Origin of the sequence: Stenotrophomonas pavanii (assembly GCF_900101175.1) — a bacterium.
GTDB lineage: Bacteria > Pseudomonadota > Gammaproteobacteria > Xanthomonadales > Xanthomonadaceae > Stenotrophomonas > Stenotrophomonas pavanii.
This window is the reverse complement of the sequence record NZ_FNFQ01000002.1, coordinates 114,932-141,359: the sequence shown is the minus strand read 5'-3', so window position 1 is coordinate 141,359 and position 26,428 is coordinate 114,932. Positions and strand designations below refer to the sequence as shown.

Sequence of the window (26,428 nt, the reverse complement as noted above, 5' to 3'; positions counted from 1 at the left end):
CCCCTCCGGCCCGCGACAGGGCCGGCCTGAGGTCACTGGTGCGCCCCCTGCTGGCGGCGGTACTCCTGCTGTCGGCCGCAACCAGCCCGGCCAGCGCGCCGCCGGACGCACCGCCGGTGTACTTCGACTGGTTTGAATACCGCGGCCACGACGCGGCGTTCGACACGCCGCTGCCGGCCGGCCACTACCGCAATCCAGTGCTGGCCGGCTTCCATGCCGATCCCAGCATCGTGAGCGCGAACGGCCGGTTCTACCTGGTCAATTCCAGCTTCACGTACTTCCCGGGCATTCCGGTGTTCGAGAGTGCCGACCTGGTGCACTGGAAGCAGATCGGCAATGTGATCGAGCGGCCGGCGCAGCTGGACTTTGACGGGTTGAGCGTGTCCCGCGGCATCTTCGCCCCCACCATCGAATACCACGATGGGGTCTTCTACGTGGTGACCACGGCCACCGACAGTGGCGGCAACTTCATTGCCACCGCGCGCGACCCGGCCGGGCCGTGGTCGGACCCGCACTGGCTGCCCGGCATCGACGGCATCGATCCATCACTGTTCTTCGATGACGACGGCAAGGTGTACCTGATCAACAACGACGCACCGCCCGGCACACCCCGCTATGACGGCCACCGCGCGATCTGGATGCAGCAGATCGATCTGGCCGCCTTCCAGCCGGTGGGGCCGCGACGGGTGCTGGTCGATGCGGGCGTGGAGCCAGCGAAGAACCCGATCTGGATCGAAGGCCCCCACATCTACAAGCGCCAGGGCTGGTATTACCTGTCCGATGCCGAAGGCGGCACCGGGCCGCAGCACTCGCAGGTGGTGCTGCGCAGCCGCACCGTGTGGGGCCCGTATGTCCCCTACGCGGGCAATCCGATCCTGACCCAGCGCGAGCTGCCCGACGACCGACCGCTGCCGATCACCAATGCCGGCCATGCCGACCTGGTCGAAGGCCCGGATGGCTCGTGGTGGGCGGTGTTCCTGGCCAGCCGCAACTATCAGAAGCGCCACTACAACACCGGGCGCGAGACCTATCTGCTGCCGGTGCGCTGGCAGGACGGCTGGCCACGGATCCTGCCGACCGACCAGGCCATCCCCTACGTGGTCAAGGCGCCGTCGTGGATGCAGGGCGAGGCATCCCAGGCTCCCTCGACCGGCAACTTCGTCGAGCGCGACAACTTTGATGGCCCGACGCTTGATCGGCAGTGGCTGCGCGTGCGGGTGCCAAAGCATGCCTGGGCCGACCTGGCCACGCGTCCGGGAATGCTGGCCGTGCACCCGCTTGCCGAGGACCTGGACACGCTGCGCAATCCGGCGTTCCTTGGCCGACGCCAGCAGCACCTGCAGTTCGAGGCGAGCACCGCGATGAGCCGCCCCGGGCCTGGCGTGGCGGCCGGCCTGGCCGCGTTCCAGAGCGAGGCGTACTGGTATTTCCTGGGCGTTCGCAGCCTGCCGGACGAGCGGCTTGCGCTGTTCCTGGAAGTCCGTGACGGCGGTGGCAGTACGCGCACACTGGCCACCCGCGAAGTGCGGGCACCGGAGGCGTTGCGGCTGAAGATTGCCGGCAACGAGGGGGACTACACGTTCTCGTTCGACACAGGCGACGGGCAGGGCTGGCAGCTGCTCGCAGGCAAGGTGGATGGCACCGTTCTGAGTACGGACCGGGCAGGCGGCTTCGTAGGCGCACTGCTGGGTCCCTTTGCGCGCGATGAGCGCACCGGGAGGAGCAAATGAAGTTGCCGTCACTGTCCATCGCCGCCCGTCGCAGCAGGTTGCGCGGCCTGCCGGTCCTGGCGGTCCTGGCGTGCATGGCGACCGTCGCGTCGGCGGCATCGCCGCAGCCCTGGCTGGATCCTTCGGCCAGCTTCGAGCAACGGGCCGCCGCACTCGTCGCGCAGATGACGCTGGAAGAGAAGGCCGCGCAGATGCAGAACGCTGCGCCGGCGATCGAACGCCTGGGGATACCCGCCTACGACTGGTGGAACGAGGGATTGCACGGCGTGGCACGGGCAGGGCAGGCCACGGTGTTTCCGCAGGCAATCGGCCTGGCCGCGACCTTCGACGTGCCGTTGATGGGGCAGGTGGCCACGACCATCAGCGACGAGGCCCGCGCGAAGCACCACCAGTTCCTCCGCGAAGGCGCGCACGGGCGTTACCAGGGGCTGACCTTCTGGTCGCCGAACGTCAACATCTTCCGCGACCCGCGCTGGGGTCGTGGACAGGAAACCTATGGCGAGGATCCCTACCTCACCGCCCGCATGGGCGTGGCCTTCGTGCGCGGCCTGCAGGGCGACGACCCGGTCTACCGCAAGCTGGACGCCACCGCCAAGCATCTGGCGGTGCACAGCGGCCCGGAAGCCGACCGCCATCACTTCGACGCACGCCCGAGCCGTCGTGACCTCTACGACACCTACCTGCCGGCGTTCGAAGCGCTGGTCAAGGAAGGCGATGTGGATGCGGTCATGGGCGCCTACAACCGCGTGTACGGCGAGTCCGCCAGCGCCAGCCGCTTCCTGCTGCGTGATGTGCTGCGGCGCGACTGGGGCTTCAAGGGCTACGTGGTCTCGGACTGCTGGGCCATCGTCGACATCTGGAAGCACCACCGTATCGTCGCCACGCGCGAAGCCGCCGCGGCGCTGGCGGTCAGGAACGGCACCGAGCTGGAATGTGGCCAGGAGTACGCCACGCTGCCTGCCGCAGTGCGCCAGGGGCTGATCAGCGAAGCGGAGATCGACGATGCGGTGACGCGCCTGTTCACCGCACGGATGCGACTGGGCATGTTCGATCCGCCGGAGCGGGTGCGCTGGGCGCGCATTCCGGCGTCGGTGAACCAGGCCCCGGCCCATGATGCGCTGGCCCTCAAGGCCGCGCAGGCGTCGCTGGTGCTGCTGAAGAACGACGGCATCCTGCCGCTGTCGCGCGACCTCAAGCGCATTGCCGTGGTCGGACCCACCGCCGACGACACCATGGCACTGCTCGGCAACTACTTCGGCACACCGGCGGCGCCGATCACGATCCTGCAGGGCATACGCGAGGCGGCCAAGGGCATCGAGGTGCGCTATGCCCGCGGCGTGGACCTGGTGGAAGGGCGCGACGATCCCGGTGCCACGCCGCTGATCGAGCCAACCTTCCTGCGGCCATCGGCGGATTCGCCCGAGCGTGGCCTGCGCGGCGAGTACTTCCGCACGCCAGACCTGTCCGGCACTCCGGCCCTGGTGCGTACCGACGCGCAGATCGGCTTCCGTTGGGACCGCGGCTCGCCGACCGACAACCTGCTGGCGCGCGGCGAAGCGGCACCGGGGCAGGGGATCCCGAACGACCGCTTCAGCATCCGCTGGAGCGGCCAGCTGCTGCCGCCGGTGTCCGGCCGCTATCGTCTGGAGGTGGCCGGCGACGATGGCTACCGGCTGTATCTGGACGGCAAGCGCGTGATCGATCACTGGGTAAACAGTGACCGGCTGCATGCGGAAGGCATTGAAGTCGACCTGCAGGCCGGGCGGGCCTATGAGCTGAAGCTGGAGTACTACGACGACCAGCGCGATGCCGGCGTGCGCCTGGGCTGGCGCATGCCCGGCGCCAAGGCGCCGTTCGATGAAGCGCTCGATGCCGCACGCGATGCCGACGTGGTGGTGTTCGTCGGTGGCCTTACCGGCGATGTCGAAGGCGAGGAGATGACCGTCAACTATCCCGGCTTTGCCGGCGGTGACCGCACCGATCTGCGGCTGCCTGCGCCCCAGCGCACCCTGCTGGAGGCCCTGCACGGCACCGGTAAGCCGGTGGTGATGGTGCTCACCGGCGGTTCGGCCATCGCCGTGGACTGGGCGCAGGCACACCTGCCGGCGATCCTGATGAGCTGGTACCCGGGCCAGCGCGGCGGCACTGCCGTCGGCCAGGCGCTGTTCGGCGACATCAATCCGGCGGGTCGCTTGCCGGTCACCTTCTACAAGGCAGGCGAAGTGATGCCGGCGTTCGACGACTACGCCATGGAGGGCCGCACCTACCGCTACTTCCGCGGTACCCCGCTGTATCCGTTTGGCCACGGGCTGTCGTACACGCGGTTCGAGTACGGAGGCCTTCGCCTGGATGCGGATGCGATCCGCACCGACGGCCACCTGCGCGTGCAGGTGGACGTGGCGAACGCCGGCAGCCGCGCCGGTGACGAGGTGGTGCAGCTGTATGTACGTCGCGAGCGCGGCAGCACGGGCGACGCCGTGCAGGAGCTGCGCGGCTTCCAGCGTGTCCACCTGGCTCCGGGCGAACGCCGCACGGTGGCATTCACCCTGGAGGCGCCGCAGGCGCTGCGCCACTATGACGACGCCCGCGCCGCGTACGTGGTGCGGCAGGGTGCCTACGAGGTCAGGGTCGGGGCGTCCAGTGCGGATGTGCGTGCGCAGGGCAGGTTCACGGTGGTGCCCACGCATGACTGATCGTCACCGCCGGCCACTCCCATCCGTTCAGATCCCTTTTCCAGGACGTCCGCTGCATGGCAAGCACTGAACACGCGCTATCGGTACGCGAAAAGCTCGGCTACAGCCTGGGCGATCTCGCGGCCAACCTCATCTTCCAGACCCTGATCACCTATCTGGCGTTCTTCTACACCGACGTCTATCGCCTGCCGGCTGCTACGGCGGCAACGATCATCTTCGTGGTCGGCCTGCTTGGCGCATTCGTGTTCACCCCGTTGATCGGCATCGCGGCCGACCGCACGTCCACGCGCTGGGGGCGCTTCCGCCCGTGGATCCTGTGGACGGCCATTCCGTTCGGCGTGCTGTCACTGCTGGCGTTCAGTACACCGGACCTGGGCGAACGTGGAAAGGTGGTCTACGCGCTGACCACCTACGCGCTGCTGGTCTGCGTCTACGCTGCGAACAACCTGCCGTACTCCGCGTTGAGCGGTGTACTGACCGGCAGCATGGCCCAGCGCAACAGCCTCTCGGCCTACCGGTTCGTGGCCGTGATGATCGCGCAGTTCATCATCCAGGTGCTGTTGATGCCACTGGTGCTGATCCTGGGGGACGGCGACCGGGTGCGCGGCTTCGAACAGGTGATGACCGCGTTCGCCTTCATCGGCACGCTGTTCTTCCTGATCACCTTCGCCACCACCCGTGAACGCATCGTGCCGACCCGCGAGCAGAGTGGCGGCGTACTGCAGGATCTGTCCGACCTGCTGCACAACCGGCCGTGGCAGGTGATGCTCGCGCTGACCGTGCTGGTGTTCATCAACCTGGCGCTGAAAGGCGGCAGCTACATCTATTACTTCCAGTACTACATGAGTGAAGCGGCACTGGCCGCATTCCTGCAGGATTCGGGATTCAATGGACTGATCGGCGGCTTGAACGCCGGCCTGGCCCGTGCCGGCTTTGCGGCATTCACCTGGCCCACGGATGCCGCCACCTCGGCTTTCAGCCTGTTCAACGCCTGCGGCATCCTCTGCATGATCCTGGGTATCGGCCTGTCGCGACGGCTCGCCGACCGCTTCGGAAAGCGCGATGTCTTTGGCGGCGCGCTGTTCGTCTCGACGTTGTTCCTGCTCGCCTTCTACTTCTTCCCGCCCACCGCGGTCGCCGTGGCCTTCGGCGCCTTCATGCTGCATGGCTTCTGCTACGGCATCACCATCCCGCTGCTGTGGGCGATGATCGCGGACGTAGCGGATTACTCCGAGTGGAAGAACCACCGCCGCGCCACTGCGATCATCTTCTCGGCGATGCTGTGCGGCCTGAAGATCGGCCTCAGCGTGGGCGGTGCACTGGTGGCCGCCATTCTTGCCCACTACGGCTATCAGGCGGGCCTGGCACAGCAGCCCGAGGCGGTGGTGGAAGGCATACGGCTGACCGTCAGCGTGTACTGCGCCATTCCTTTCCTGCTCGCGGTGGCGCTGCTGTTCGCCTACGAGATCGACAAGCGTGCCGAAACCCGCATCGAACAGGATCTCCTGCTGCGTCGCCGCTCCGCCGACGCTTCCGCTTAACTCCAAGATGACGACCATGATCGACCTCTCTGCCGGTGAAGACGGCCGGGCCCGTGAAGCCCGTCTGGCGCAGCTCGCCACGCATGCCATTTCGCAACCGCTGGTGACCCACATCTACACCGCCGATCCCTCGGCACATGTATTCGAGGGGCGCGTGTACATCTATCCGTCGCATGACATCGACGGCGGGCAGCCGTTCGACGATGAGGGCGGCCATTTCGGCATGCAGGATTACCATGTGCTGCGGATGAATACGCCCGACAGCGCCGCCGTCGATTGCGGCTGCGTGCTGCACGTACGCGACGTGGCCTGGGCCCGCAAGCAGATGTGGGCGCCTGATGCAGCCTGTCGCGACGGCCGCTACTACCTCTACTTCCCGGCCAAGGATGCCAGCGGTCGCTTCCGCATCGGCGTGGCCATCGGTGAGCGTCCCGAGGGACCGTTCGTTCCCCTCGCGGAACCGATGAAGGGAGCCTACTCGATCGACCCGGCCGTGTTCGAGGACGACGACGGCAGCCACTATCTCTACTTCGGCGGCATCTGGGGCGGGCAGTTGCAGAAGTATCGTGACAACCAGTACGACGACGCCCACCAGGAGCCCGAGGGCAGCGCACCGGCCCTGGGCCCGCGCGTGGGCCGGCTGGACGCGGGCATGACCGAGCTGGCCGAAGCCACGCGCGAGGTACAGATCCTGGATGAGCATGGCCAGCCACTGCGCGCGGATGATCACGCGCGACGCTTCTTCGAGGGGCCCTGGCTGCACAAGTACCAGGGCCGGTACTACCTCTCGTATTCCACCGGCAACACGCACCTGCTGTGCTATGCGGTGGGCGACAGCCCCTACGGGCCGTTCACCTATGGCGGCGTGATCCTCACGCCGGTCGTGGGCTGGACCACGCACCACTCCATCTGCCAGTTCGAAGGGCAGTGGTACCTGTTCTATCACGATGCACTGCTGTCGGGCGGCGTCACCCACCTGCGCTCGGCCAAGTGCACGCCGCTGCACATGGAGCCGGACGGCAGCATCCGCACGATCGATCCCTATGGTGCGTGAGCGCGTGCCGGCGGTGGACGATGCGCTCGCCGCGCTGCCGGCGGGTGAGCTGCACTGGCTGAGGTGTGGCGACCTGGAGGTCGCGCTGGCGACAGGGGCAGGCGGGCGCGTGGCGCACCTGCGCTACCGCGGCATGGAGTGGCTGGTGGATGCGCAGCAGGCGGGTCCGGCCGCCATCGCGTGGGGCTGCTACCCGATGGTGCCGTGGGCCGGGCGCATCCGCCGGGGACAGTTCCGCTTCGATGGCGCGCCGCATGCGCTGCCGCTCAATTTCGGCGGGCATGCCATCCATGGCGTGGGCTTCACGCGGCCCTGGCAGGTCGAGCGCATGGAGGCGGCCACGGCCACGCTGTCGCTGGCGCTGCCGTGCGACAGGTACTGGCCCTTTGGCGGCGTTGCAACGCAGGAGGTCGCTCTGCAGCCTCACCGCCTGCAGCTGCGTCTTTCGGTCCAGGCAGGCGAGCGCGCGATGCCGGCGGTGCTGGGCTGGCACCCCTGGTTTCTCAAGCCAGAGCGGCTGCTGTTCTCGCCCCGCGCGATGTACCCGCGGGACGGGGAGGGCATCGCCACGCTGCCCGCAGTCGATCCTGTTCCCGGTCCCTGGGACGATTGTTTCATCGCCGACAGTGACATCACCCTGCTGCGTGGTGGCCAACGACTGCGACTGCGGTCGGACCACGACCATTGGGTGGTCTACGACGGCGCGTCACACGCAACCTGTGTCGAGCCGCAGAGTGGCCCGCCGGATGGCTTCACCCTGGCGCCGCATCGGCTGGAGCCGGGGCAGCGGCTGGCGTTGACGTTCGAACTGGCGTGGTCGGTCGACGGCGCTTGAGCCGGGCGCACGGACGGATATGGCGGGGTCCTGCAGGGTCTGGTACATACTTCTGTGACCTCCAGCAGCAGACCGGCCACCATGAATCCTGCCAACAGCGGGCGCTCCACCGCGCCGCCGCGTCGCCTCTTCCCGATGTGGGCACTGGGTCTTGCCTGCCTGTGGGCAGGCAGCGCATCGGCGGCCGCGGCTCCGCAGGCACGTACGTGGTTCGTCACTGGAAGCGAGCTGGTGTCGCTGTTGCAGGGAAACGCGGCGGACGGATTCTGCGCCGGCGAGCAGTGCCGCTCCCAGTCCAGCGCCCGCGCCAGCGCGTATATTCAGGGTGTCGCCGATGCCAGTCGTGGGCACTGGTGTGGACAGGGCCAGATCCTGCCGCACGAACTGGTGGATCGCGTTGCCACGCACCTCCGGCAGCTGCCGCAGCGCCGTCTGCATGAGGATGCGTCGGTGCTGGTGGTGGAAGCGCTGGAGCAGGCCTTCCCGTGCGGCCCGGCAGGGAAGTGAGCCGGTGCAGCGTCCGGCCGGCCGTGCCCGGCGCAGCTGTCAGCCGCGCGCAGGCATCCTGAAGCGCTCCACCTGCGCCGCACCGGAATTGGCGAGCAGGGCCATGGCACGCCGTTTCGCGGCAGGCAGCCCGGCAACGGCCTCTGGCGCCACCCGCACCTCGAATTCCCTGGCGTTGGCATCCAAGGCGGTGGCCAGGACACAGGAGTCCGCCGTCATCCCGCTGAGCCAGAGGCGGCGCACGCTCAGTTTGGCCAGCAGGATCGGCAAGGGGCTGGCCAGGAAGGCAGAGTGCTTGGGCTTGAGCACGAAATAGTGGTCGGCAGTGGGAGACAGCATCGTGGCAATCCGGGCGGCCGGGCCGCCATCCTGCACGCACTGCGCCACCTGCTGGCGGAAATCCTGCTTCCACTCCGAAAAGTTGTCGTTGGCATAGATCACCGGCCACTGCCGTGCGTCGAAGCGATCGCGCAGGCGCCGGATCTGCCTGGCCGCCGCCTCCGCGCTGGGGACCAGCTGCGCTGCTCCGGGAAAATCAAAACGACTGAACATGTCGATGATCAGCAACGCGGTCGCTGGGTGCGTCTGCATGGCTCAATCTCCGGTCTGCGCATGCGGCGCCTCGACCGCCTTGGACTGCGGTGAATCCTTCTGGCGCAGGAAGATCGTCAGCACCACCAGGGACAACACGGCCAGGAACTCACTCTGCCAGTTCTGCATGGATTCGAACCAGAACGTGCTGCTGGCCAGGTGTTCGAGGAAACCGGGGCCGGGCAGGCCCTGCAACTGCTGTTCGGCTTGTTCGGCGCGCCAGCTCCCCAGTGCATGCAGCGTAAAGCTGAGCAGGAACAGCAGCCCGAACGCAATGGCCAGCGAGTGGCCGTAGAGAACCTTCCACACGCCACCGCGCCTGGCCGGCCATGGCGTGGGACCTGGCTCGACGCGGCTGTGTTCCTGCGCCGGATCGAACGGCCGCGACTCGGCCGAGCCACGCTGGCGCAGGCTGACCGTGAGCAGCACGTACATCCCCATCTGCAGGAATTCGCTTTCCCAGTTCTCGAACGTGGCGCTGACGAAATGACCCGTGGCCAGGTAGTGCCAGAGATCAAGCGGTGCGCGGCCGTGCTCGACCAGCTCCTGGTTGTGCACGTGGTGCCCCGCTATCGCCTGCCCGATGATGAACACTGCAGTGAGCGCAAGCAGTACCAGCGACAGACCATTGCGTTTCCACATGCAGCACCTCGTTCAGGTCACTCCGGAAGGCATGTCATGGAGCGTGCTCGGGTCGCGGACAAGCATCCGTGAATCCTGCGCATCCAGTGCGTGAGACGGACTCAACGCCGCCCGGTGGGATCGGGATCGGGCCGCTCGTAGTCTTCCGGCACGGCCTTGGGGCCATCGCCATCGTCAGGCATGTCGTGGTCCTTCCACCTGGCGTGGTCATTGCGCCGCTTGTCCGGCGTATGCGCCTTCGACTGATCGTCCACGTCTGTGGTTGGATTGAAAGGCAGTTTGTCGTTCATGTGCAGCTCCTGCGGCGGGAACCTGAAGCCTGCCGCAGGCCGGGTTAACGCGACGACGCTGCGCAATGAACACCGTGCACACCCGGATGTCACTGTCACGGGATGGAGGCATTGCGATGCTGGACGCCCGACCTCCTGGAGCAGCACGATGCAGGCATTGACCTACCACGGCCGCAAGGATGTGCGCGTCGAGACTGTGCCCGACCCGGTACTGGCCGCCGAAGATGACCTGATCCTGCGGGTGACCGCCACCGCGATCTGTGGGTCGGACCTGCACCTCTACCGGGGCAAGATTCCCGATCTGCACGACGGCGATGTCCTCGGCCACGAATTCATGGGCGTCGTGGAAGAGGTCGGCAGCGGCGTGACCCAGGTGAAGCCGGGCGATCGGGTGGTGATCCCGTTCGTGATCGCCTGTGGTGAGTGCTTCCACTGTCGGCTGGCCGAGTATGCTGCGTGCGAAACCACCAATCCGGGCAAGGGCGCGGCGCTGAACCAGAAGGGCATACTGCCCCCGGCGGCACTGTTCGGTTACAGCCACCTGTACGGGGGCGTGGCCGGCGGCCAGGCGGAATTCGTCCGCGTACCGAAGGCCAACGTGGGCCCGTTGCGCATTCCGGACGGCGTGGCCGACGAGCAGGTACTGTTCCTGTCCGACATCCTGCCCACCGGCTACCAGGCCGCACTGAACGCGGGCGTCAAGGCAGGCTCGACCGTGGCGATCTTCGGCGCAGGGCCGGTCGGGTTGATGAGTGCCGCCTGCTGCCGCCTGCTGGGCGCCGAGACCATTTTCATGGTCGATCACCTGCATTACCGCCTGGACTACGCGCGGCGTGCCTACGGGGTGACGCCGATCGACTTCAGGGAAATCGAGGATCCGGCCGACTACATCCTTACCCAGACCAGCGGCCGGGGCGTGGATGCCTGCATCGAGGCGGTGGGCTTCGAGGCCGAGGGCAGTGCGCTGGAGTCAGCGTTGACCGCTGTGAAGCTGGAAGGGAGCAGCGGCGTTGCGATCCGGCAGTGCATCGCGGCAGTACGTCGCGGCGGCGTGGTCAGCATTCCGGGGGTCTATGCCGGTTTCATCCACGGGTTCCTGCTGGGTGATGCGTTCGACAAGGGGCTCACGTTCAAGATGGGGCAGACCCATGTGCAGGGCCTGATGCCCGAGCTGCTTGACGCGATCATGGAAGGAAAGCTGGACCCGGGTGACATCATCTCGCACCGGATGCGCCTTGCCGATGCAGCGCAGGGGTATGCCCTGTTCGATGCCAAGGATGACGACTGCCGCAAGATCGTGTTGACGCCCTGAGACCGGGGCGATGAGTGCGACCATCATGGCCGGCGTCTACGCACTGTGGCTGGCGGCCGGTGCGCTGGACTTCCATTTCCACCGGCGCACCGACCTGCCACATACCTCGGGGCTGCGCGAGAGCGTGCTGCACGGGGTCCAGCTCGTGCTGATCGGCGGTGGCATACTGGCCTGGCTGCTGCTGGCCAACACCTGGTCACTTGCCGCCCTGCTGGCCGTGCTGGTCCTGGCCCATGCAACCGCTGGCTACCTGGATACGGCCAGTGCTGACCGGCGGCGACGGATCAGCCCGGCCGAGCAGCATGTGCACAGCGTGCTGGATGCCGCGCCGTGGATTCTGCTGGTCTGGGTCGGCTGGCACGCGCAGCCGCAGTGGGCATTCCGCGCGCAACCTGCGGCGCCCGAGGTGGCGGCGCTGCTCGTGGTGCCGGCGCTCGGCCTGGTGGTCCTGCCGTGGCTATGGGAGTTGCTGCGCTGCATCCGCGCCCGGCGAGACCGTCGGCAGGCGCGTGCGTGAGGATCGTCGCGCAGAGTATTCATGCGCCGGCCACACCTCCAAGACAGTGATGTGACCGCCTGCCGCCTACGGTCATCGCCTGTCCCCACTGCAGATCCCTTCATGCAGGATGTGTCTTCGCCTACGCCGCTGGCCAACCGCGCCCGCCAGGTGCTGGTCCAGCAGCCCGAACTGCCGTTGCCCGGAAGCGGCCGCACACTGCAGCGCTGGCAGGCGCTGGCCGCCTGGGGGGCAGAGGACCTCTGCCTGGCCAAAGTGCTGGAAGCGCACCATGACGCGCAGGCGATCCTCGCCGAACTGAAGGCGCCTTCCGCAGCAGAAGGCAAGCTGCTGGCGGTATGGGCGGCCGAGGGGCCCGCCAACACGCTCCGCATTGACAGCGAGGGCAGGCTGCGCGGCGACAAGCCGTGGTGCTCCGGAAGCGCCTGGGTGGACGCGGCGCTGGTAACGGTCCGCAATGCGCAGGGCGTATGGCTGTGCCAGGTGTCGGCCGGTCAGTGGAACACGCTGAAGGGCGAGCCGTGGCCGGCCGTCGGCATGGCCGGCATTCCGTCCACCACGGTGCGGTTCGACGGTGCGGAGATGGCGCTTGTCGGCACGCGCGACGACTATCTGCAGCGCCCCGGTTTCTGGCACGGCGGCGCGGGCATCGCCGCGGTCTGGCTTGGTGCGGCCGTCGCCCTGGCCGAGCGCATGCGGCCGGCCTGCAGCAGGGGCCACCGCGCGCGGTTGCTGGGCGAAGTGGACCTGGTCCTGGGCCCGGCCACGGCGCTGCTGCGCGAACTGGCGGCGCGCATCGATGCGGCGCCGGGATCAGCGCATCGGGAGGACGTGGTGCGCGTGCGCTGCGTGGTCGAGCGCGCGGCGACGCGCGTGCTCGATCTGGCAGGTCGGGCGCTGGGGCCGGCGCCGATGTGCCTGGAGCAGGCGCATGCCCGTCGCTGGGCCGACCTGACGGTATTCATGCGGCAGAGCCATGCCGACCGCGACTGGGAATGGCTGGGTGAGCAGCGCGCCACCGAGGAGGCAACATGGGCGCTGTAGCCAGCACGCCCCTGCAGGGGACCGGCACACAGGAGCAGGCCTGGTTGCGCTGCCAGTGGCTGTGGCAGCATCCGGCCAATTCGGCGGCCACACTGCTGGCCGGCCATGAGCGGGTGGTGGTGGTCGCACCCCATCCCGACGACGAGATCCTTGGCTGCGGCGGCCTGCTTGGCCACGCCGCGGGCCAGGGCATGCAGGTCCGCGTCGTCGCGGTAACCGATGGCGAGGCGTGCTATCCACACGAGCGCTGGTGGACGCCGGAGCGCCTGCGCGCGGCACGGCGCGCCGAGCTTGCCTCAGCGCTGGGCGAGCTCGGCATCCAGGCCGGCTCCGCGTTCCACCTTGGCATTGCCGACGGCGCGGTCAGTGCGCACGAACAGGGCCTGGAGGACTGGCTGCAACAGTACCTGCAGCCGCGCGACCTGGTACTGGCACCCTGGCGCTTCGATGGGCACCCCGACCACGAAGCGGCAGGCCGTGCTGCCTGCCGGGCCGCGCGTACGGTGGGCTGCCGGCGCCTGGAGTATCCGGTGTGGGGCTGGCATTGGCTGGACCCGGCCTGTGTGCACATGGCCTGGGAGGCGCCCGAACTGCTCGACATCACCGACGTCGTGGCCGCCAAGCGCAACGCGATCGCCCACTTCCGCACCCAGACCGGCGCAGTGCCGGGGCTGCACAGCCCACCGGTGCTGCCAGCCCATGTATTGACCCGATTCTTCCGGAACCACGAGGTTTTCCTGGCATGAGCGCGCAACCGTACTTCGACGAACTGCATGAGCAGGAGGACCCCTTCGGCTACCGCAGCCGATGGTATGAGGAGCGCAAGCGAGCGCTGCTGCTGGCCAGCCTGAGCCAGCGCCAGTTCCATCGGGGCTGGGAGCTGGGGTGCTCCAACGGAGTGCTGACCGAGGCCCTGGCGGGCCGCTGCGAGCGGCTGCTGGCCACCGACATCAGCCCGCGTGCGGCCTTCCGCGCCCGCCGCAACCTGGCCCACCTGCCGCATGTCCAGGTCCACTGCGCCAGCCACCCCGAGCAATGGCCGCCGGGTCGCTTCGACCTGATCGTCTGCGGGGAGATGGGCTACTACCTCGGCACAGGCGCACTGCAGGCGCTGCGCGCGGGCATCGGCCAAGCACTCCGCGATGACGGGCTGCTGGTGGCCTGCCATTGGCTGCCGTCCTTCCCCGGACGCGCGAGCCGCACCGAAGTCGTGCATCGATGCCTGGGCGAGGGGCTGCAGGAGGCCTTCCACTATCGTGACGCGGACTTCGTGCTGCAGGGTTGGACGCGTGGCGCGCTGTCGCTGGCCCGCAACGAGGGACTGCGGTGATCGGTGTCCTGGTACCGGCACACAACGAGGCGGCCAGCATGGCGCGGTGCCTGCAATCGATCCGAAGGGCGGCGCTGCATCCCGGGCTGCGCGGCGAGGCGGTGCAGGTGGTGGTTGCGCTGGACGATTGCTCCGATGCGACCGCGTCCATCTGCCGGCAGCAGCGGGTCGATACGGTGCGGCTGCAGGCACGCTGCGTCGGTGTTGCCAGGGCAGCGGCTGCGGCCCAGCTGCTGCAACAGGGAGCGCGCTGGCTGGCCAGTACCGATGCCGACAGCGAGGTGCCTCCGGAATGGCTGGCGGCCCAGCTGGAGGGCCGCTGCGACGCCTTCTGCGGACTGGTGGACATCGCGGGCACTTCCCGGGACGGCAAGCGCCTGCGTCGCGCGTTCCGGAAAGGGCAGCCTTGGGGCGACGATCACGGGCGCATCCACGGCGCCAACCTCGGTGTCTCTGCCCGCGCCTATCGTGCCGCGGGGGGCTTTGCGCCCCTGCGCTGCGGTGAAGATGTCGCGCTGGTCAGCCGGCTGCAGTGCCTGGGCGCCAACGTTCGCTGGGCCGGTGCGCCCGTGGTCATGACCAGCGCCCGCCTGGTGGGGCGCGCCACCGGAGGATTCGCGACCTACCTGTCCGGGATCGAGGGGGCGCGTGCCGACGTGCCACGCGGAACCCTGCACGCGCATGAAGAGCTGGTCAACACGGTGCTGAATTGGGGATAGCGTGAGGCCTGCACGCCTGTCCTTTACGGCCCCGCGACGCCGCGGGCCCTACAGTTAAGGGCTGAGAGAGCAGGAGTGCCGCCATGCCGAACAGAGCGATCGTCTATGTCAGCGAGGCCGTCGACGGATTCACGCCGGAGCGCCTGCACACCCTGATGGAGGATGCCGCCCGCTTCAATCGGGGCGCAGGCGTGACCGGCGTGCTGCTGTTCGACGGGCAGCGCTTCCTGCAGTACATGGAGGGCCCTGCCGACGGGCTGGATGTGGCCTATTCCCGCGTCACCGGTGCCAGCAGCCACACCCACCTGATCGAACTTGCGCGTGGCCGCGTCGGCCAGCGGCGGCTGCCGTTCTGGCCAATGCGCTGCCTCTCCGTTACGGCGGACCAGCTTCGCGTGATCGCGGGCGCTGACTGGACCAGCTTCATCCAGCGCGCAGCATCGGAACAGTCTGACGCGACGGCGATGGACAAGCTGCTGCTGATCGTCGAACCCTACGCGAAGGCCGCCTGAATCCAGCGGGCGTGTTACTGCGGCGTGCGGCCGGGGAGAGGGTGGAGCGAGCCGGGTTGTGAATCGCCTCATGCCCACCTACAGCGCGCCCGGCATCCTGCAAGCGCAGGACATTTCCTGTGTCAGAAGGAATCAACGTGCCCCTCCGCGCAATCGCCTACGCAAGTGAGGCGATACCGGGGCTTTCCATGGACCATGTGGACGACCTCAGCAGGGCCGCTGCCCGCTTCAACCTTGAAGCAGGCGTGACGGGAGTGCTTCTTTACGATGGGCACCGCTTCCTCCAGTACATCGAGGGACCGGAAGGCGGCATCAACGTGGTGTACCGCCGCATCCTCGGTGCGCGCAGCCATTGCGAACTGCTTGAGCTGGGCCGGGGCAGGGTGTCCGGCCGGTTCTTTCCGTACTGGTCGATGCGGCTGCTCTGGACCGACCCCGCCGACATCCGCAGCGTCGCCCGCGGCAATTGGAGCGGGCTCTCCCGTGGCGGGGCGCTGCGTCAGCTGGGCCAGGTGGTAGCTCCACACCTGGCGTGACCGCGGCGTTGGCCGCTCAATGCGTGGTCGGGGGCGCGCAGGCGTCACCCACCACCTGCTGGACGGCTTCCTGCAACCGGTCGATGTGGAAGGGTTTGGCCACGAACGTTGCGCGGCGGTGGCGCAGCGGTACCAGCTGGTCATAGACCGCAGACACGAACAGGTAGGGGATGCCGAGTTCCGCCAGCCGATCGGCAACCGGGAACACCACGCCATCGCGAAGCTCCACATCCAGCACCGCGCCATCGAACTGTTGCGTATCAAGCAGCCCCAGCGCATCGAACACGCTGTAGGCGTGGGTCACCCGGCCGCCGCCGTCTTCCAGCGCCTGTTCCATCAGTGCAGCAAGGTCGAGCTGGTCTTCAACCAGCAGCAGGTTGCACCTGCGCTGGTTCATTTCCGATTGCATGCGCGCATGCCTGTGTTGCCGTGGGAACTGCAGTGTGTGCTGTAGTGCATCAACGGCGCGCGTGGGCCGTGTCAGCCCGGTGCGAAGCCGCCTTGCGCAGGTCGCCCGGTGCCGTCGATGCGGCGTGGAAGGCGCTGCGCCTTTTTTGACAGCGCGTTGGCGGCGGGCATGGATACTGCCGCCGTCCCCCAGCACTGGAGCCACCACCATGCCCCGATCTGCAACCGATGCCACCGCCCCCTGCGCACTGCGCGTGGAATGCATGTCCCTGGATTGCGGCGGCGCTGCGATCGTCGTGGAGCTGGACCGCACCCCCGAACGGGCATGGATGAAGTCGCTCAAGCGCGCCCTGCAGGAGGATGACGTGCTGGAGGGTGCCCAGGCCAAGTTCGATGGGCGCTTTGTCTACGTCGTGGGCGTGGAAGGTGGCGCGCACCGTGCGCAGCATCGGGTGATCCAGGCGTTGAAGGCGTCCGCAGGCGGGCGCGCACCCGCAGCAAGCCCCCGTCGCGACGGCGGCAGTGCAGTAGTGTCCGGCGCGATGCCCGCCTGAGTGCGCCGCAGGCGTTGCCACGCACCGGCGGATGTTATGACGGCATCAGCGCCAGGTGCAGCGCGCACGCCCGGCGGCTCACGCCGGCCGACGAGGCAGTGATTGCGGCCTCGCCACCATGGTCTCCGGAGGCATGTCGCCCCACTACCGGAGACCGTGATGGCAGACCAGAACACCGTCCGCAGCGAGCGCCTGCTGAAATGGCTGCAGGACGCCTACGCCATGGAGCAGGAGGCGGAGACCATGATGAAGGCCATGGCTTCGCGCATCCAGAACTATCCCCATCTTGCCGCACGTATCGGCCAGCACGTGCAGGAGACGCAGCAGCAGGCCGCGTCCCTGCGCGAGTGCATTGAAGCACTTGGCGGCAGCGTGCCCACCGCCAAGGGGCTGTTCGCGAGCATGACCGCAGCGATCCACGCCGCCGGCAATACCCTGATGGAAGACGAAGTCGTCAAGAGCGTCGGCATCTCCTTTGGCTTCGAAAACACCGAGATCGCCACCTACCGGGCGCTGGTGATCGCGGCCGAGCGGGCCGCCGCGCCGGATATCGCGGCCGTGTGCGGCCAGATCCTGCAGGAAGAGATCGCCATGGCACGTTGGCTGGAAGACCACCAGGACAGCCTGGTCGGCGCCTTCCTCAACCGTGACGAAACGCCCGGCGCCCAAGCCAAGCGTTGATCCCGATCCCGCCTGCCAGACACAGGAGACAGTCCCATGTTCTTCCACCACAAGAAACTGATGTACACCGTGCGCGTGCGCGAATCCAACCCGCAGCTTGCCAGCCTGATGCTGGAACAGTTCGGCGGCCCACAAGGTGAACTGGCCGCCGCGATGCGCTACTTCACCCAGGGGCTGGGCGAATGCGATCCCGGACGCAAGGACCTGCTGATGGACATTGCCACCGAAGAGATCAGCCACCTGGAGGTCATCGGTACCATCATCGCCATGCTCAACCGCGGCCCGAAGGCCATTCAGTCCGAGGGGCTTGCCGAAGCCGAGGACATGCGCCTGCTGGGCCAGAACAGCACCAGCCATACCGAGCAGCTGCTGTACGGGGGCGGCCCGGCACTGGTCAATTCGAGCGGTGTTCCCTGGACGGCGGCCTACGTCGATTCGATCGGGGAGCCCACCGCTGACCTGCGCTCGAACATCGCCGCCGAAGCCCGCGCCAAGCTGGTCTACGAACGCCTGATCACGGTGACCGATGATCCGGGCATCAAGGACGCACTGCGCTTCCTGATGACGCGCGAAATCGCCCACCAGAAGTCCTTCGAAAAGGCATTGCACAGCATCCAGCCCAACTTCCCACCGGGCAAGCAGCCGGGTGACCCCGCCTTTACCGACCTGTACATGGACATGTCGCAGGGCGACGGCGCTGATGACCTGCTGGGCAGCTGGAACAGCGGCGAGCTGTGGGAGCGGGTCAGCGACCGCGAGGCACAGGCCGCTGTGGACGGCGGTGACGGCAGCGCCACGGTGGGCCTGGACCCACGCGAGCAGGCGGCGGTGCAGGCCATGACCCTGCGAACGCTTTCCGATCCCGAAGCACGGCCGACAACCGGTGCCGAACTGGGCGCCGGCCCGGGCGCCGGCGCGCTCGACCTGCCGCCACGGGAGCCTTGACGCGGAACCGGCCGGGCGGGCGTCCGCCCCGCGCCTCGCAAAAAAAGTGGGCGGACACGCTGTCCGCCCACTTGGGGTGCAACCGGTCAGTCTCGATCAACGCTGCTGGCCACCGCGGTTGTTGTTGCCGCCACGTTCCTGCTGTTGCTGCCGCCCCCCCTGGTTGCCGCCCTGGTTGCCGCCGCCATGGCTGTTCTGGCCGCCTTCGCGGCCGATGTCGGCCATGTGCTGGCGATCCTGGCTCACCGCTTCGCCGCCCTTGCGACCGGCTTCGCGCGCTTCTTCAGAGCTGAATTCATGGGCGTTGCCCGATTCATGCGCGGCGCGGCCGCCCTTGGCGGCGATCTCGCGCTGCTTGTCTTCGTCCATCGAAGCGAAGCCGCGGTTGCTGCTGCCCTGGTTCTGGTTCTGGTTGGCCATGGAAAGTCTCCTTGGAGTGAGCCGCCCGATTGGCGGCAGCGACCATCTTCCAGATCCGCCGCTAGACGGCGGTGGCACCACCGCCAACGTCGTGTCATGCGCAGGCGCGTGCTTCCTCATGCGTTCTCCACGAAAGGACATCCCTCAGCGGGCGACACGGCATGTCGGCCGTGGCGCTGTTGCCGGGTGTCAACGCAGCGCGGCGTTGGCACGTCCAGGTTCAACGCCGCCTCCACGCCAGTGTCACCACGCGTTTGATCGGCCTCGCTAAGGTAGAGCCATCTGCAACAACCCGGTGCTGTCATGCCTCTTCGTGCCATTGCCTATGTAAGTGAAGCCACCCGAAACCTGACTGCAGAGCGGCTGCAGCAGCTTGTCACGGGCGCGATGCTGTTCAACGAGTCGGTTGATGTGACCGGTGTCCTCCTGTTCGACGGCACGCGCTTCCTGCAATACCTCGAAGGCCCGGAGGCCGGTGTCGGCGCGGCGTACACCCGCATCCTGGCGGCCAGCAGCCACAACGGACTGGTCGAACTCAACCGGGGCAGGGTGGGGCGGCGGCAGTTCCCGCACTGGCGCATGCACAGCGTGCGCGTGGATGAGCTGGCGCTGGGGAAGATCGCGATTTCCGACTGGACCGGCTTCGTGCGCAGCGCCTCCGCGCTCGCGCCTGGCACCAGTGCGCTTGATCGATTGCAATCGGTGGCGCAGGCGCCGGCAGGTGCCGGCGATGGCCGGTTGCTGGAACCGGACGGACCGGTGGCACGATGAGCGCAGCCGACGCCCCGGGCACGCCAGGACAGGTACGCATCGGCTGCGCAGGCTGGTCGCTGTCGCGGGCGGCGCAGGCGGCGTTCGGCGCAGGCGACAGCGTGCTGCAGCGCTATGCCACCCGCCTGCCGATGGTCGAGATCAATTCCTCGTTCTACCGCCCGCACCAGGCGGCGACCTACGCCCGTTGGGCGGCCAGCGTGCCCGCGGGTTTCCGCTTCGCGGTGAAACTGCCACGCGTGATCAGCCATGAACGCCGGCTGCGCGACACGATGCAGCCGCTGGCGCTGTTCCTCGATGGCGTGATGGCGCTGGGGGACAGGCTGGGCCCGCTGCTGCTCCAGCTGCCGCCCAGCCTGGCGTATGAGCCGGCAACCGTGACCGAATTCCTGCACGGACTGCGCGCACGCACCTCGGTTGATGTCGCCTGCGAACCGCGCCATCCCAGTTGGTTCACTGCGGACGTCGATGCGCTGCTGAGCGACCATGGCATCGCACGGGTCGCGGCTGACCCGGCCCGGGTACCCGCAGCAGCGGTCCCGGGCGGTGATCGCACGTGGAGCTACTGGCGCTGGCACGGGCAGCCGCAGATCTATCGCAGCGCCTACAGCGAACAGGCGCTGGCGGGGCTGGCCCAGCACCTGCATCGCGAAGCCGCCGCACAGCGCCGTGCCTGGTGCGTACTGGACAACACCGCGCTGGGCCACGCCACCGGCAACGCCCTGCACCTGCAGGCACTGCTGCAGGAGAACGCGAATGCCTGAGGGCCCCTCCATTGTCCTGCTGCGCGAGGCCGCCAGCCACTTCAAGGGTCACGTCGTGCGCGGCGTCTCCGGCAACAGCCGCATCGACCTGTCACCGCTGCAGGGACGCAGGGTCAAGGCGGTTCGCAGCTGGGGGAAGCACTTCTTGCTGGAGTTCAGCCAGGTCACGCTGCGCATCCATCTGATGATGTTCGGCAGCTGGCGCATCGACGAACGGAAGCCGACCCCTGCACGGGTGTCGCTGGCATTCGACAACGGCGAACTGAATTTCTATGCGTGTTCGGTGCGGCTGATCGACGAGCCGTTGGACGACGTCTACGACTGGCGGGCGGATGTGATGAGCGACGCCTGGGATCCAAGACTGGCCCGGCGCAAGCTGAAGGCACTGCCGGACACCCTGGTCTGTGATGCGCTTCTGGACCAGACGATCTTCGCCGGCGTCGGCAACATCATCAAGAATGAGGTGCTGTTCCGGATCGGCGTGCATCCGGCCACGCGACTGGGCGACCTGCCACCGCGCAGGCTCACCGCCCTGATCACCCAGGCCCGTGCCTACAGCTTCGACTTCCTGGAGTGGAAACGGCGCTTCGAGTTGAAGAAGCACTGGCAGGTGCACACGCGCAAGGTGTGCCCGCTCTGTGGTGGCCCGATCAGCAAGCTGTACATGGGTACAACGCGGCGGCGCACGTTCTTCTGTCCAAACGACCAGGTGCTCTACCCACCCTGAGGCCGCCTTCCGTGGCAGCCGCGGGGCGTGCGATGCGACTCAGGCGGCCTGCGCGGCCTTGGCATTGCCGCCGCCCTTGGCCAGCAGGGTCAGCTTCTCGTCGGTCGCCTTTTCTTCCTCCAGCGTCTCCAGCAGCAACGGCAGGGCATCCTTGTAGCCCAGCTGCTTGGCCAGCGCGGCGATGGTGCCGTAGGAGGCAATTTCGTAATGCTCGACCTTCTGCGCGCCACCGATCAGGGCAGCGTCGCGCACCGGCCCCTTGTCGATGCTGTCGATCACCTCCTTGCCTTCCTCGACCAGGCCTTCCATCGCCGCGCACTTGATGCGCTTCAGGCGGATGCCGAGCACCTCGACCACCTGGTCGATGCGTTCGATCTGCCCCTGGGTCTCCTCCAGGTGCGTTTCGAACGCTGCCGCCAGATCCGGATTCTCGGCCGCACGGGCCAGGCGCGGAAGCGCCTTGGTCAGCTGCTTCTCGGCGCTGTAGATGTCCGAGAGCTCGTGGATGAACAGGTCTTCCGCCGTCTTGATAGCCATGCTGGGCTCCGCAGTGAGTGGAGTGGCCAGCGTAGGGTCTGCCCGGTTGCGAGCAGGCGGGGAAGGAGTGAAGGCGGCATGTGAACGCCCCCGCGGATCCTGCGCGCTGCCTTCACGAAGCGGCGTCTTTCGCGCAGGGGTGCGGCGCCGTGCCGGCGGCCTTCGCCATGGCTTCACAGTGGCATCGCTCCGTGCGCATGGAATGGCCGGTACGGTCAGTCCACCCCCGATCACGCTGGAGACTCCCAATGAGCGATGACAAGAACAACGCCGGCAGCCCGGACCGGGACCGCATCAACGTCAATGAGGATTACGAACTGCGGTACTGGACCACGACGCTGGGCGTGTCCGCCGAAGAGCTTCGCGCGGCCGTCGCGGCGGTCGGGCCCACGGCGGTTGCCGTCCGCAAGCACCTGGGCAAATAGCGCGGAGCTGGCCATGTCGCTGGTCGAGTATCGCCGCAAGCGTCGTTTTGACCAGACCCAGGAGCCCGAGCCGGGCAAGACGCTGCCGAAAGGCCAGCGCGCCATTTTCGTGGTGCAGCTGCATCATGCCAGCCGCAGGCACTATGACTTCCGCCTGCAGGTTGGCGATGCGCTGAAGAGCTGGGCCGTGCCGAAGGGCCCCAGTTACGACCCGAAGGTCAAGCGCATGGCGGTGGAAGTGGAAGACCACCCGGTGGACTACGCGGCGTTCGAGGGTGACATTCCCAAGGGCCAGTACGGCGGCGGCCATGTCGCCCAGTTTGACCATGGTGTATGGGCCACGCAGGGCGATCCGGAAGCCCAACTGGCCAAGGGCCATCTTCGCTTCGAACTGTTCGGTACCAAGCTGAAAGGCGGCTGGCATCTGGTTCGGTCGGGAAAGCCCGCGCGCCAGCCGCAGTGGCTGCTGTTCAAGGAGGACGATGCCTTCGCCAGCGACCTTGAGGCAGACGACCTGCTGGCCGATGTCGCTGCGCCGCCACCGGAGGATCTGAAGCGCGCCGGGGCCGGCAAGGCCGCGAAGAAGCGGCTGACGGCGGTGCCTGCCACACGCACCCGGCGAAAGAACTGGTCGAAGAAGGCCCTTGCGCTCAGCAGGGCAGGGAGGGCAGCGGCGCCATCCGGGCCGTTCGAACCGCAGTTGGCCAGGCTGGGAGAGGCGCCGCCCCAGGGCGAGCAGTGGGTCCACGAGATCAAATGGGACGGATACCGGATCCTTGCCACTGTCGTCGAGGGCAACGTGCAGCTGTGGTCACGGAACGCGCTGGAATGGACCGACAAGCTTCCCGAGATACGTGACGCAGTCGCGACCCTGGGCCTCACGTCGGCGGCGCTGGACGGCGAGCTGATCGCCGGCGCCGGCACCAAGGAGGACTTCAACCTGCTCCAGGCGACGCTTTCCGGCGAGAAGCAGGGCGTCCTGACGTATGCACTGTTCGACCTGCTGCATCTTGATGGCGTGGACGTTGCCGATGCGCCCCTGCTGGAACGCAAGGCCTTGCTGCAATCGCTGCTTGAGGGGCGGGGCAGTCCCCTGGCCTTCAGTTCGCATGTGCAGGGAGAGGGTGAGGAGGCCTACCGCCTGGCCGGTGAGCAGCACTTCGAGGGCATCATTTCCAAGCGCGGCGATCGCAGCTACCACAGCGGCCGCAGCGAGGACTGGCGCAAGACGAAGCAGCTGGCCAGCGACGAGTTCGCGGTGGTGGGCTACACCGCACCGAAAGGCAGCCGCACCGGCTTTGGTTCGCTGCTGCTGGCCCGGCCGGACGCAACGCATGGCTGGCTCTACGCCGGTCGCGTCGGGTCCGGGTTCTCGGATGAACTGATTGGCGACATCAGCAAGCGCATCAAGGGCGGCGGCGGCCGCAGGCCGACCGCGCATGTGCCCACGCAGGACACCGACCTGCGCGCCGCGACCTGGTTCGAACCGCGTTTCGTGGTCGAGGTCTTCTACCGCGGGATCGGTGGGCAGCAGCTGTTGCGCCAGGCGTCGCTGAAGGCGGTGCGGACGGACAAGGACGTCGCCGACCTCGCCGATTCCGACCGCGCCGGAACGGTCCCGGCCGCCGGGCGGTCGCATGCGCCCTCGCGGCGGAGGCGCCAGGTGGAAAGGGCGGCGGCAGCGGACCGCGCGCCACCCGGGCTGTCTTCTCCCGGCAAGATCCTGTTTCCCGGCGACGGTTACACCAAGCAGGATGTATGGGATTACTACGCGGCAGTGATGGAGCACCTGCTGCCCGAAGTGATTGATCGTCCGCTGTCGATCATCCGATGCCCCAGTGGCACCGCAAAACCCTGCTTCTTCCAGAAACACCATACGGCCGGGCTGGCGCTGGTCGATTCGGTAAGGCTGAAGGAGGAAAGCGGCATCAACGCCCATTACCTGGTGGTGCGGGACGCAGCCAGCCTGCTTGAACTGGTGCAGTTCAACGCGTTGGAGTTCCACCCCTGGGGCAGCCACGCCGAGGCGCCCGACAGGGCCGACCGGGTCGTGTTCGATCTGGATCCCGGGCCGGATGTGCCCTTTGCCGAAGTCAAGAAAGCGGCAACCGACATCCGAGAACTGCTGGCGCAGCTGGAGCTGGAATCGTTCCTGCGCGTCTCCGGCGGCAAGGGCCTGCACGTGGTCGTGCCGCTCAACCCAGGGTGCGATTGGGACCTGACCAAGCGTTTTGCGAAGGGTTTCGCCGATGCATTGGCACAGTCCGAACCGCAGCGGTTCCTGGCAACCGCCACCAAGAGCCTGCGCAACAAGCGGATCTTCGTCGACTATCTGCGCAATGGGCGCGGCGCAACGGCGGTCGCGTCCTATTCGTTGCGCGCCCGGCCGGGCGCGCCGGTGGCGCTGCCGATCGCCTGGGGCGATCTGTCGAAACTCCAGCGCGCCGATGCGTTCACGATCAAGGACGTGCCCGCAAAGCTCAGGCGGCGACGCAAGGATCCTTGGGCCGGCATCGCGGAAGTGAAGCAGAATCTCGCCCGATGGGCCCAGGCAGACCCGTAGGCCAGGCCCGTGCTGCGTACCGTCTGTCAGCCCGAACCCAGCTGATTCGCAGAATACACAGGGCCGGAACCTATCGTCGGCGTGGTTGGCCTATGCTTGCGATACGGAATCTGGGGGGATTCGCTACCGGAGCAGCCGATGCCTATCAGGGCAGTCGCATACGTAAGTGAAGCGGGCCCAGCCGTGGCCGGTGACCCGTTGGGCCTGCGCAGCGGCAAACTGGACGATCTGGTCGACGATGCCGCCCGCTTCAACCGGAACGCCGGCGTCACCGGGGTCCTGCTGTTCGATGGCAGCCGCTTCCTGCAGTACATGGAGGGGCCCGAGGACGGCTTGCGCGTGGCGTACTCGCGGGTGCTTGGCGCTACCAGCCATACAGGACTGATCGAGTTGCAGCGCGGCAGGGTCGGTAACCGGCGTCTGCCATTCTGGCCGATGCGCTGGCTGCCGACACAACCGGCGGAGTTGAAGCGCCTGGCCTGTGCAGACTGGCTGGGATTTGTGCAGCATGGCGACGACGACGGGGTGGCTGAGACGGCGATGGATGTCCTGGCCAGGTTGGTCGAGCCCTACGCCATCGCGGCCTAAGCGACTGCCTATCGCCCGCCATAGCGCGCTGCCCAGGGAATCTCGCCGCTGCACGCATCGAGGTGCCCGGTGCGCATCACGCAATACAGGCGGGCATCCGGGTCCGCACTGGCTGCAATGTAGTCCAGTGCCTCGGCGAGCATGAGGATGAACTGCGGCTCGGAATAGAACGCTGCCCAGGTGGGCAACATTTCCTCCAGTTGCGCGATCATCAGGTCGATTTCCAGGTGCGTGCTCACTGCCTGATCCTCCATGCAGCCACGTTAGCGACCAGGCAGGGCCTCACACCGCCATCGCTGTAGGCCGACGCCGCCGCAGCGGTTGCCTCAGGCTTCGGCGGCTGCATCCGCTTCGCAGGGCATGCAGCGCTCCTTCTTGGACTTGATGTCTGCAGCGGTCTTCGCCAGTGCCTCATAGCGCTGGCGTATCTCTTCAAGATGGGCCGGCTCCATCGATTCCAGGTTCAGCAGCTCCTGGTTGGCGTCCTTGCTGACCCGGATCAGCTCATCCAGTTTGATGTGCAGTGCAGCGGTGTCAGCGTTCTGCGTGTGCTGGATCAGGAACACCATCAGGAACGTCACGATGGTGGTGCCCGTGTTGACCACCAGCTGCCAGGTGTCATTGAAGTGGAAGGCCGGCCCGCTGGCGGCCCAGGCGATGATCACCCCCAGTGCCGCGACGAACGCCCCAAGACTGCCGGACAACCGCGCCGTGGCCGCCGCGACGCGCGCAAAGCCGCGCCGGATCACTGCTCACCTCCGCCGGCCTCCTCATCCGTCCGGCGGTCTGGCAGTTTGACCCGCTCGCCCAGGCGCGTGGCCTGCTCTTCGGGCGTCGGGGCTGCGACGAAGGGCGAGATCGGGTCACTGGCCGGGAACGTCTCCTGCAACGCCTCTTCATGATTGCGGTGGTTATGCAGCTTGGCCTGAAGCGGGCTGACCGGATCGGTGCGCTGTGCTTCCGGGTCCGGGTGGGGCAGGTCTTTCTGATCGCGTTGCATGATGCATCTCCAGGTTGAGTGCCACTGTGGAAGTGGCGCGTCAAGCATAGGAACCGGGCCGTGAGCGGCCCCATCAACGACGCGGCAACGTGGTGTCAACCCTTCAGCCAACAGGCGTTAACAATCAGGCGCATTGCGGGGTCGGGGATCCGCGACGCGCTGCTGCCGAGCAGAACGGGAGTGCAGGATCCT

The 26,428-nt window shown here is 67.4% G+C and carries 32 protein-coding genes and 1 pseudogene; 24 read left to right on the top strand and 9 right to left on the bottom strand.

What is annotated here, in order from left to right:
• The first annotated feature begins 35 nt into the window (after window positions 1–35).
• The 6 genes from BLS66_RS04115 to BLS66_RS04090 all read left to right on the top strand — a co-directional run bounded on the left by BLS66_RS04115 (window position 36) and on the right by BLS66_RS04090 (window position 8,360).
• Window positions 36–1,730, top strand: a complete 1,695-nt coding sequence (locus tag BLS66_RS04115; protein ID WP_083348137.1) for a glycoside hydrolase family 43 protein — start codon at window positions 36–38, stop codon at window positions 1,728–1,730.
• 74 nt (window positions 1,731–1,804) lie between these two features.
• Complete coding sequence (locus BLS66_RS04110) at window positions 1,805–4,423, top strand: glycoside hydrolase family 3 protein (protein ID WP_208596510.1); 2,619 nt, start codon at window positions 1,805–1,807, stop codon at window positions 4,421–4,423.
• Window positions 4,424–4,479: 56 nt separating this feature from the next.
• Window positions 4,480–5,964 carry an MFS transporter gene (locus BLS66_RS04105; RefSeq protein WP_074725154.1) on the top strand — a complete coding sequence of 495 codons (1,485 nt, stop codon included), beginning with the start codon at window positions 4,480–4,482 and terminating at the stop codon, window positions 5,962–5,964.
• A gap of 16 nt (window positions 5,965–5,980) precedes the next feature.
• A complete protein-coding gene (locus BLS66_RS04100) occupies window positions 5,981–7,018 on the top strand; it encodes a glycoside hydrolase family 43 protein (protein WP_074725153.1) in 1,038 nt (345 codons plus the stop codon).
• Window positions 7,008–7,853, top strand: a complete 846-nt coding sequence (locus BLS66_RS04095; RefSeq protein ID WP_074725152.1) for an aldose epimerase family protein — start codon at window positions 7,008–7,010, stop codon at window positions 7,851–7,853. The genes BLS66_RS04100 and BLS66_RS04095 overlap by 11 nt, the downstream gene beginning before the upstream one ends.
• 81 nt (window positions 7,854–7,934) lie before the next feature.
• The gene (locus BLS66_RS04090) at window positions 7,935–8,360 is read left to right on the top strand and encodes a Rap1a/Tai family immunity protein (RefSeq protein WP_240908298.1); all 426 of its coding nucleotides are present in this window, start codon (window positions 7,935–7,937) and stop codon (window positions 8,358–8,360) included.
• Window positions 8,361–8,399: 39 nt separating this feature from the next.
• On the opposite strand, the gene BLS66_RS04085 is transcribed toward BLS66_RS04090, so the two are convergent.
• The 3 genes from BLS66_RS04085 to BLS66_RS04075 all read right to left on the bottom strand — a co-directional run bounded on the left by BLS66_RS04085 (window position 8,400) and on the right by BLS66_RS04075 (window position 9,883).
• Entirely contained in the window at window positions 8,400–8,951 is a 552-nt protein-coding gene (locus BLS66_RS04085) for a cysteine hydrolase family protein (RefSeq protein WP_074725151.1), read from the bottom strand.
• Between the two features lie 3 nt (window positions 8,952–8,954).
• Window positions 8,955–9,593 carry a DUF6766 family protein gene (locus tag BLS66_RS04080; protein ID WP_074725150.1) on the bottom strand — a complete coding sequence of 213 codons (639 nt, stop codon included), beginning with the start codon at window positions 9,591–9,593 and terminating at the stop codon, window positions 8,955–8,957.
• A gap of 101 nt (window positions 9,594–9,694) precedes the next feature.
• Window positions 9,695–9,883 carry a hypothetical protein gene (locus BLS66_RS04075; protein ID WP_049467297.1) on the bottom strand — a complete coding sequence of 63 codons (189 nt, stop codon included), beginning with the start codon at window positions 9,881–9,883 and terminating at the stop codon, window positions 9,695–9,697.
• A gap of 148 nt (window positions 9,884–10,031) precedes the next feature.
• Between BLS66_RS04075 and BLS66_RS04070 the strand changes: the two genes are divergently transcribed.
• The 8 genes from BLS66_RS04070 to BLS66_RS04035 all read left to right on the top strand — a co-directional run bounded on the left by BLS66_RS04070 (window position 10,032) and on the right by BLS66_RS04035 (window position 15,853).
• Window positions 10,032–11,195, top strand: coding sequence for a zinc-dependent alcohol dehydrogenase (locus BLS66_RS04070; protein WP_074725149.1), 1,164 nt, complete (start codon window positions 10,032–10,034; stop codon window positions 11,193–11,195).
• Window positions 11,196–11,205: 10 nt separating this feature from the next.
• Complete coding sequence (locus BLS66_RS04065; protein WP_074725148.1) at window positions 11,206–11,712, top strand: hypothetical protein; 507 nt, start codon at window positions 11,206–11,208, stop codon at window positions 11,710–11,712.
• A 102-nt stretch (window positions 11,713–11,814) separates the two neighbouring features.
• Window positions 11,815–12,756: an acyl-CoA dehydrogenase middle domain-containing protein gene (locus BLS66_RS04060; RefSeq protein WP_074725147.1), complete on the top strand. Its 942-nt coding sequence runs from the start codon at window positions 11,815–11,817 to the stop codon at window positions 12,754–12,756.
• The gene (locus BLS66_RS04055; RefSeq protein ID WP_074725146.1) at window positions 12,744–13,502 is read left to right on the top strand and encodes a PIG-L deacetylase family protein; all 759 of its coding nucleotides are present in this window, start codon (window positions 12,744–12,746) and stop codon (window positions 13,500–13,502) included. Before BLS66_RS04060 ends, BLS66_RS04055 begins: the two co-directional genes overlap by 13 nt.
• Window positions 13,499–14,086: a class I SAM-dependent DNA methyltransferase gene (locus tag BLS66_RS04050; protein WP_057494795.1), complete on the top strand. Its 588-nt coding sequence runs from the start codon at window positions 13,499–13,501 to the stop codon at window positions 14,084–14,086. The genes BLS66_RS04055 and BLS66_RS04050 overlap by 4 nt, the downstream gene beginning before the upstream one ends.
• Window positions 14,083–14,805, top strand: a complete 723-nt coding sequence (locus tag BLS66_RS04045; protein ID WP_083348131.1) for a glycosyltransferase family 2 protein — start codon at window positions 14,083–14,085, stop codon at window positions 14,803–14,805. Before BLS66_RS04050 ends, BLS66_RS04045 begins: the two co-directional genes overlap by 4 nt.
• 83 nt (window positions 14,806–14,888) lie before the next feature.
• A complete protein-coding gene (locus BLS66_RS04040; RefSeq protein ID WP_057494793.1) occupies window positions 14,889–15,317 on the top strand; it encodes a BLUF domain-containing protein in 429 nt (142 codons plus the stop codon).
• 137 nt (window positions 15,318–15,454) lie between these two features.
• Window positions 15,455–15,853 (top strand): BLUF domain-containing protein, encoded by a 399-nt coding sequence (locus tag BLS66_RS04035; protein ID WP_074725145.1) that lies wholly within the window; start codon window positions 15,455–15,457, stop codon window positions 15,851–15,853.
• Window positions 15,854–15,869: 16 nt separating this feature from the next.
• Here the strand turns inward: BLS66_RS04035 and BLS66_RS04030 are convergent, their stop codons facing one another.
• On the bottom strand, window positions 15,870–16,262 hold the full coding sequence (locus tag BLS66_RS04030) for a response regulator (RefSeq protein ID WP_074725144.1): 393 nt from the start codon (window positions 16,260–16,262) through the stop codon (window positions 15,870–15,872).
• 208 nt (window positions 16,263–16,470) lie between these two features.
• Between BLS66_RS04030 and BLS66_RS04025 the strand changes: the two genes are divergently transcribed.
• The 3 genes from BLS66_RS04025 (at window position 16,471) to BLS66_RS04015 (ending at window position 18,441) form a co-directional block, all read left to right on the top strand.
• Window positions 16,471–16,815 carry a hypothetical protein gene (locus tag BLS66_RS04025; protein WP_244152945.1) on the top strand — a complete coding sequence of 115 codons (345 nt, stop codon included), beginning with the start codon at window positions 16,471–16,473 and terminating at the stop codon, window positions 16,813–16,815.
• 159 nt (window positions 16,816–16,974) lie between these two features.
• The gene (locus BLS66_RS04020) at window positions 16,975–17,496 is read left to right on the top strand and encodes a ferritin-like domain-containing protein (RefSeq protein WP_057494792.1); all 522 of its coding nucleotides are present in this window, start codon (window positions 16,975–16,977) and stop codon (window positions 17,494–17,496) included.
• 36 nt (window positions 17,497–17,532) lie between these two features.
• Complete coding sequence (locus tag BLS66_RS04015) at window positions 17,533–18,441, top strand: manganese catalase family protein (protein WP_074725143.1); 909 nt, start codon at window positions 17,533–17,535, stop codon at window positions 18,439–18,441.
• A gap of 96 nt (window positions 18,442–18,537) precedes the next feature.
• Here the strand turns inward: BLS66_RS04015 and BLS66_RS04010 are convergent, their stop codons facing one another.
• Window positions 18,538–18,861: a KGG domain-containing protein gene (locus BLS66_RS04010; protein ID WP_046430680.1), complete on the bottom strand. Its 324-nt coding sequence runs from the start codon at window positions 18,859–18,861 to the stop codon at window positions 18,538–18,540.
• A gap of 303 nt (window positions 18,862–19,164) precedes the next feature.
• On the opposite strand from BLS66_RS04010, the gene BLS66_RS04005 reads away from it, so the two are divergent.
• The 3 genes from BLS66_RS04005 to BLS66_RS03995 are packed head-to-tail and all read left to right on the top strand — an operon-like array spanning window position 19,165 to window position 21,123.
• A complete protein-coding gene (locus tag BLS66_RS04005; RefSeq protein WP_074725142.1) occupies window positions 19,165–19,632 on the top strand; it encodes a BLUF domain-containing protein in 468 nt (155 codons plus the stop codon).
• Window positions 19,629–20,396: a DUF72 domain-containing protein gene (locus BLS66_RS04000; protein ID WP_074725141.1), complete on the top strand. Its 768-nt coding sequence runs from the start codon at window positions 19,629–19,631 to the stop codon at window positions 20,394–20,396. The genes BLS66_RS04005 and BLS66_RS04000 overlap by 4 nt, the downstream gene beginning before the upstream one ends.
• Complete coding sequence (locus BLS66_RS03995; RefSeq protein ID WP_074725140.1) at window positions 20,389–21,123, top strand: DNA-formamidopyrimidine glycosylase family protein; 735 nt, start codon at window positions 20,389–20,391, stop codon at window positions 21,121–21,123. Before BLS66_RS04000 ends, BLS66_RS03995 begins: the two co-directional genes overlap by 8 nt.
• Window positions 21,124–21,162: 39 nt before the next feature.
• On the opposite strand, the gene BLS66_RS03990 is transcribed toward BLS66_RS03995, so the two are convergent.
• Entirely contained in the window at window positions 21,163–21,660 is a 498-nt protein-coding gene (locus BLS66_RS03990; RefSeq protein WP_005416567.1) for a YciE/YciF ferroxidase family protein, read from the bottom strand.
• 248 nt (window positions 21,661–21,908) lie between these two features.
• Between BLS66_RS03990 and BLS66_RS03985 the strand changes: the two genes are divergently transcribed.
• The 4 genes and pseudogenes from BLS66_RS03985 to BLS66_RS03975 all read left to right on the top strand — a co-directional run bounded on the left by BLS66_RS03985 (window position 21,909) and on the right by BLS66_RS03975 (window position 25,236).
• A complete protein-coding gene (locus BLS66_RS03985; protein ID WP_064485350.1) occupies window positions 21,909–22,085 on the top strand; it encodes a DUF3606 domain-containing protein in 177 nt (58 codons plus the stop codon).
• A gap of 13 nt (window positions 22,086–22,098) precedes the next feature.
• Window positions 22,099–22,512 (top strand): annotated as a pseudogene (locus BLS66_RS21040) (DNA polymerase ligase N-terminal domain-containing protein); the annotation flags it as partial.
• A gap of 171 nt (window positions 22,513–22,683) precedes the next feature.
• Complete coding sequence (gene ligD, locus BLS66_RS03980; protein WP_425513287.1) at window positions 22,684–24,648, top strand: DNA ligase D; 1,965 nt, start codon at window positions 22,684–22,686, stop codon at window positions 24,646–24,648.
• Window positions 24,649–24,786: 138 nt separating this feature from the next.
• Complete coding sequence (locus tag BLS66_RS03975) at window positions 24,787–25,236, top strand: BLUF domain-containing protein (protein WP_057494785.1); 450 nt, start codon at window positions 24,787–24,789, stop codon at window positions 25,234–25,236.
• A gap of 8 nt (window positions 25,237–25,244) precedes the next feature.
• Here BLS66_RS03975 and BLS66_RS03970 read toward each other — a convergent pair whose 3' ends face one another.
• The 3 genes from BLS66_RS03970 to BLS66_RS03960 all read right to left on the bottom strand — a co-directional run bounded on the left by BLS66_RS03970 (window position 25,245) and on the right by BLS66_RS03960 (window position 26,236).
• Window positions 25,245–25,475, bottom strand: coding sequence for a hypothetical protein (locus tag BLS66_RS03970; RefSeq protein WP_074725138.1), 231 nt, complete (start codon window positions 25,473–25,475; stop codon window positions 25,245–25,247).
• An 87-nt stretch (window positions 25,476–25,562) separates the two neighbouring features.
• A complete protein-coding gene (locus tag BLS66_RS03965) occupies window positions 25,563–25,985 on the bottom strand; it encodes a low affinity iron permease family protein (RefSeq protein WP_049469411.1) in 423 nt (140 codons plus the stop codon).
• The gene (locus BLS66_RS03960; RefSeq protein ID WP_064238555.1) at window positions 25,982–26,236 is read right to left on the bottom strand and encodes a hypothetical protein; all 255 of its coding nucleotides are present in this window, start codon (window positions 26,234–26,236) and stop codon (window positions 25,982–25,984) included. The genes BLS66_RS03965 and BLS66_RS03960 overlap by 4 nt, the downstream gene beginning before the upstream one ends.
• Window positions 26,237–26,428: the final 192 nt, after the last annotated feature.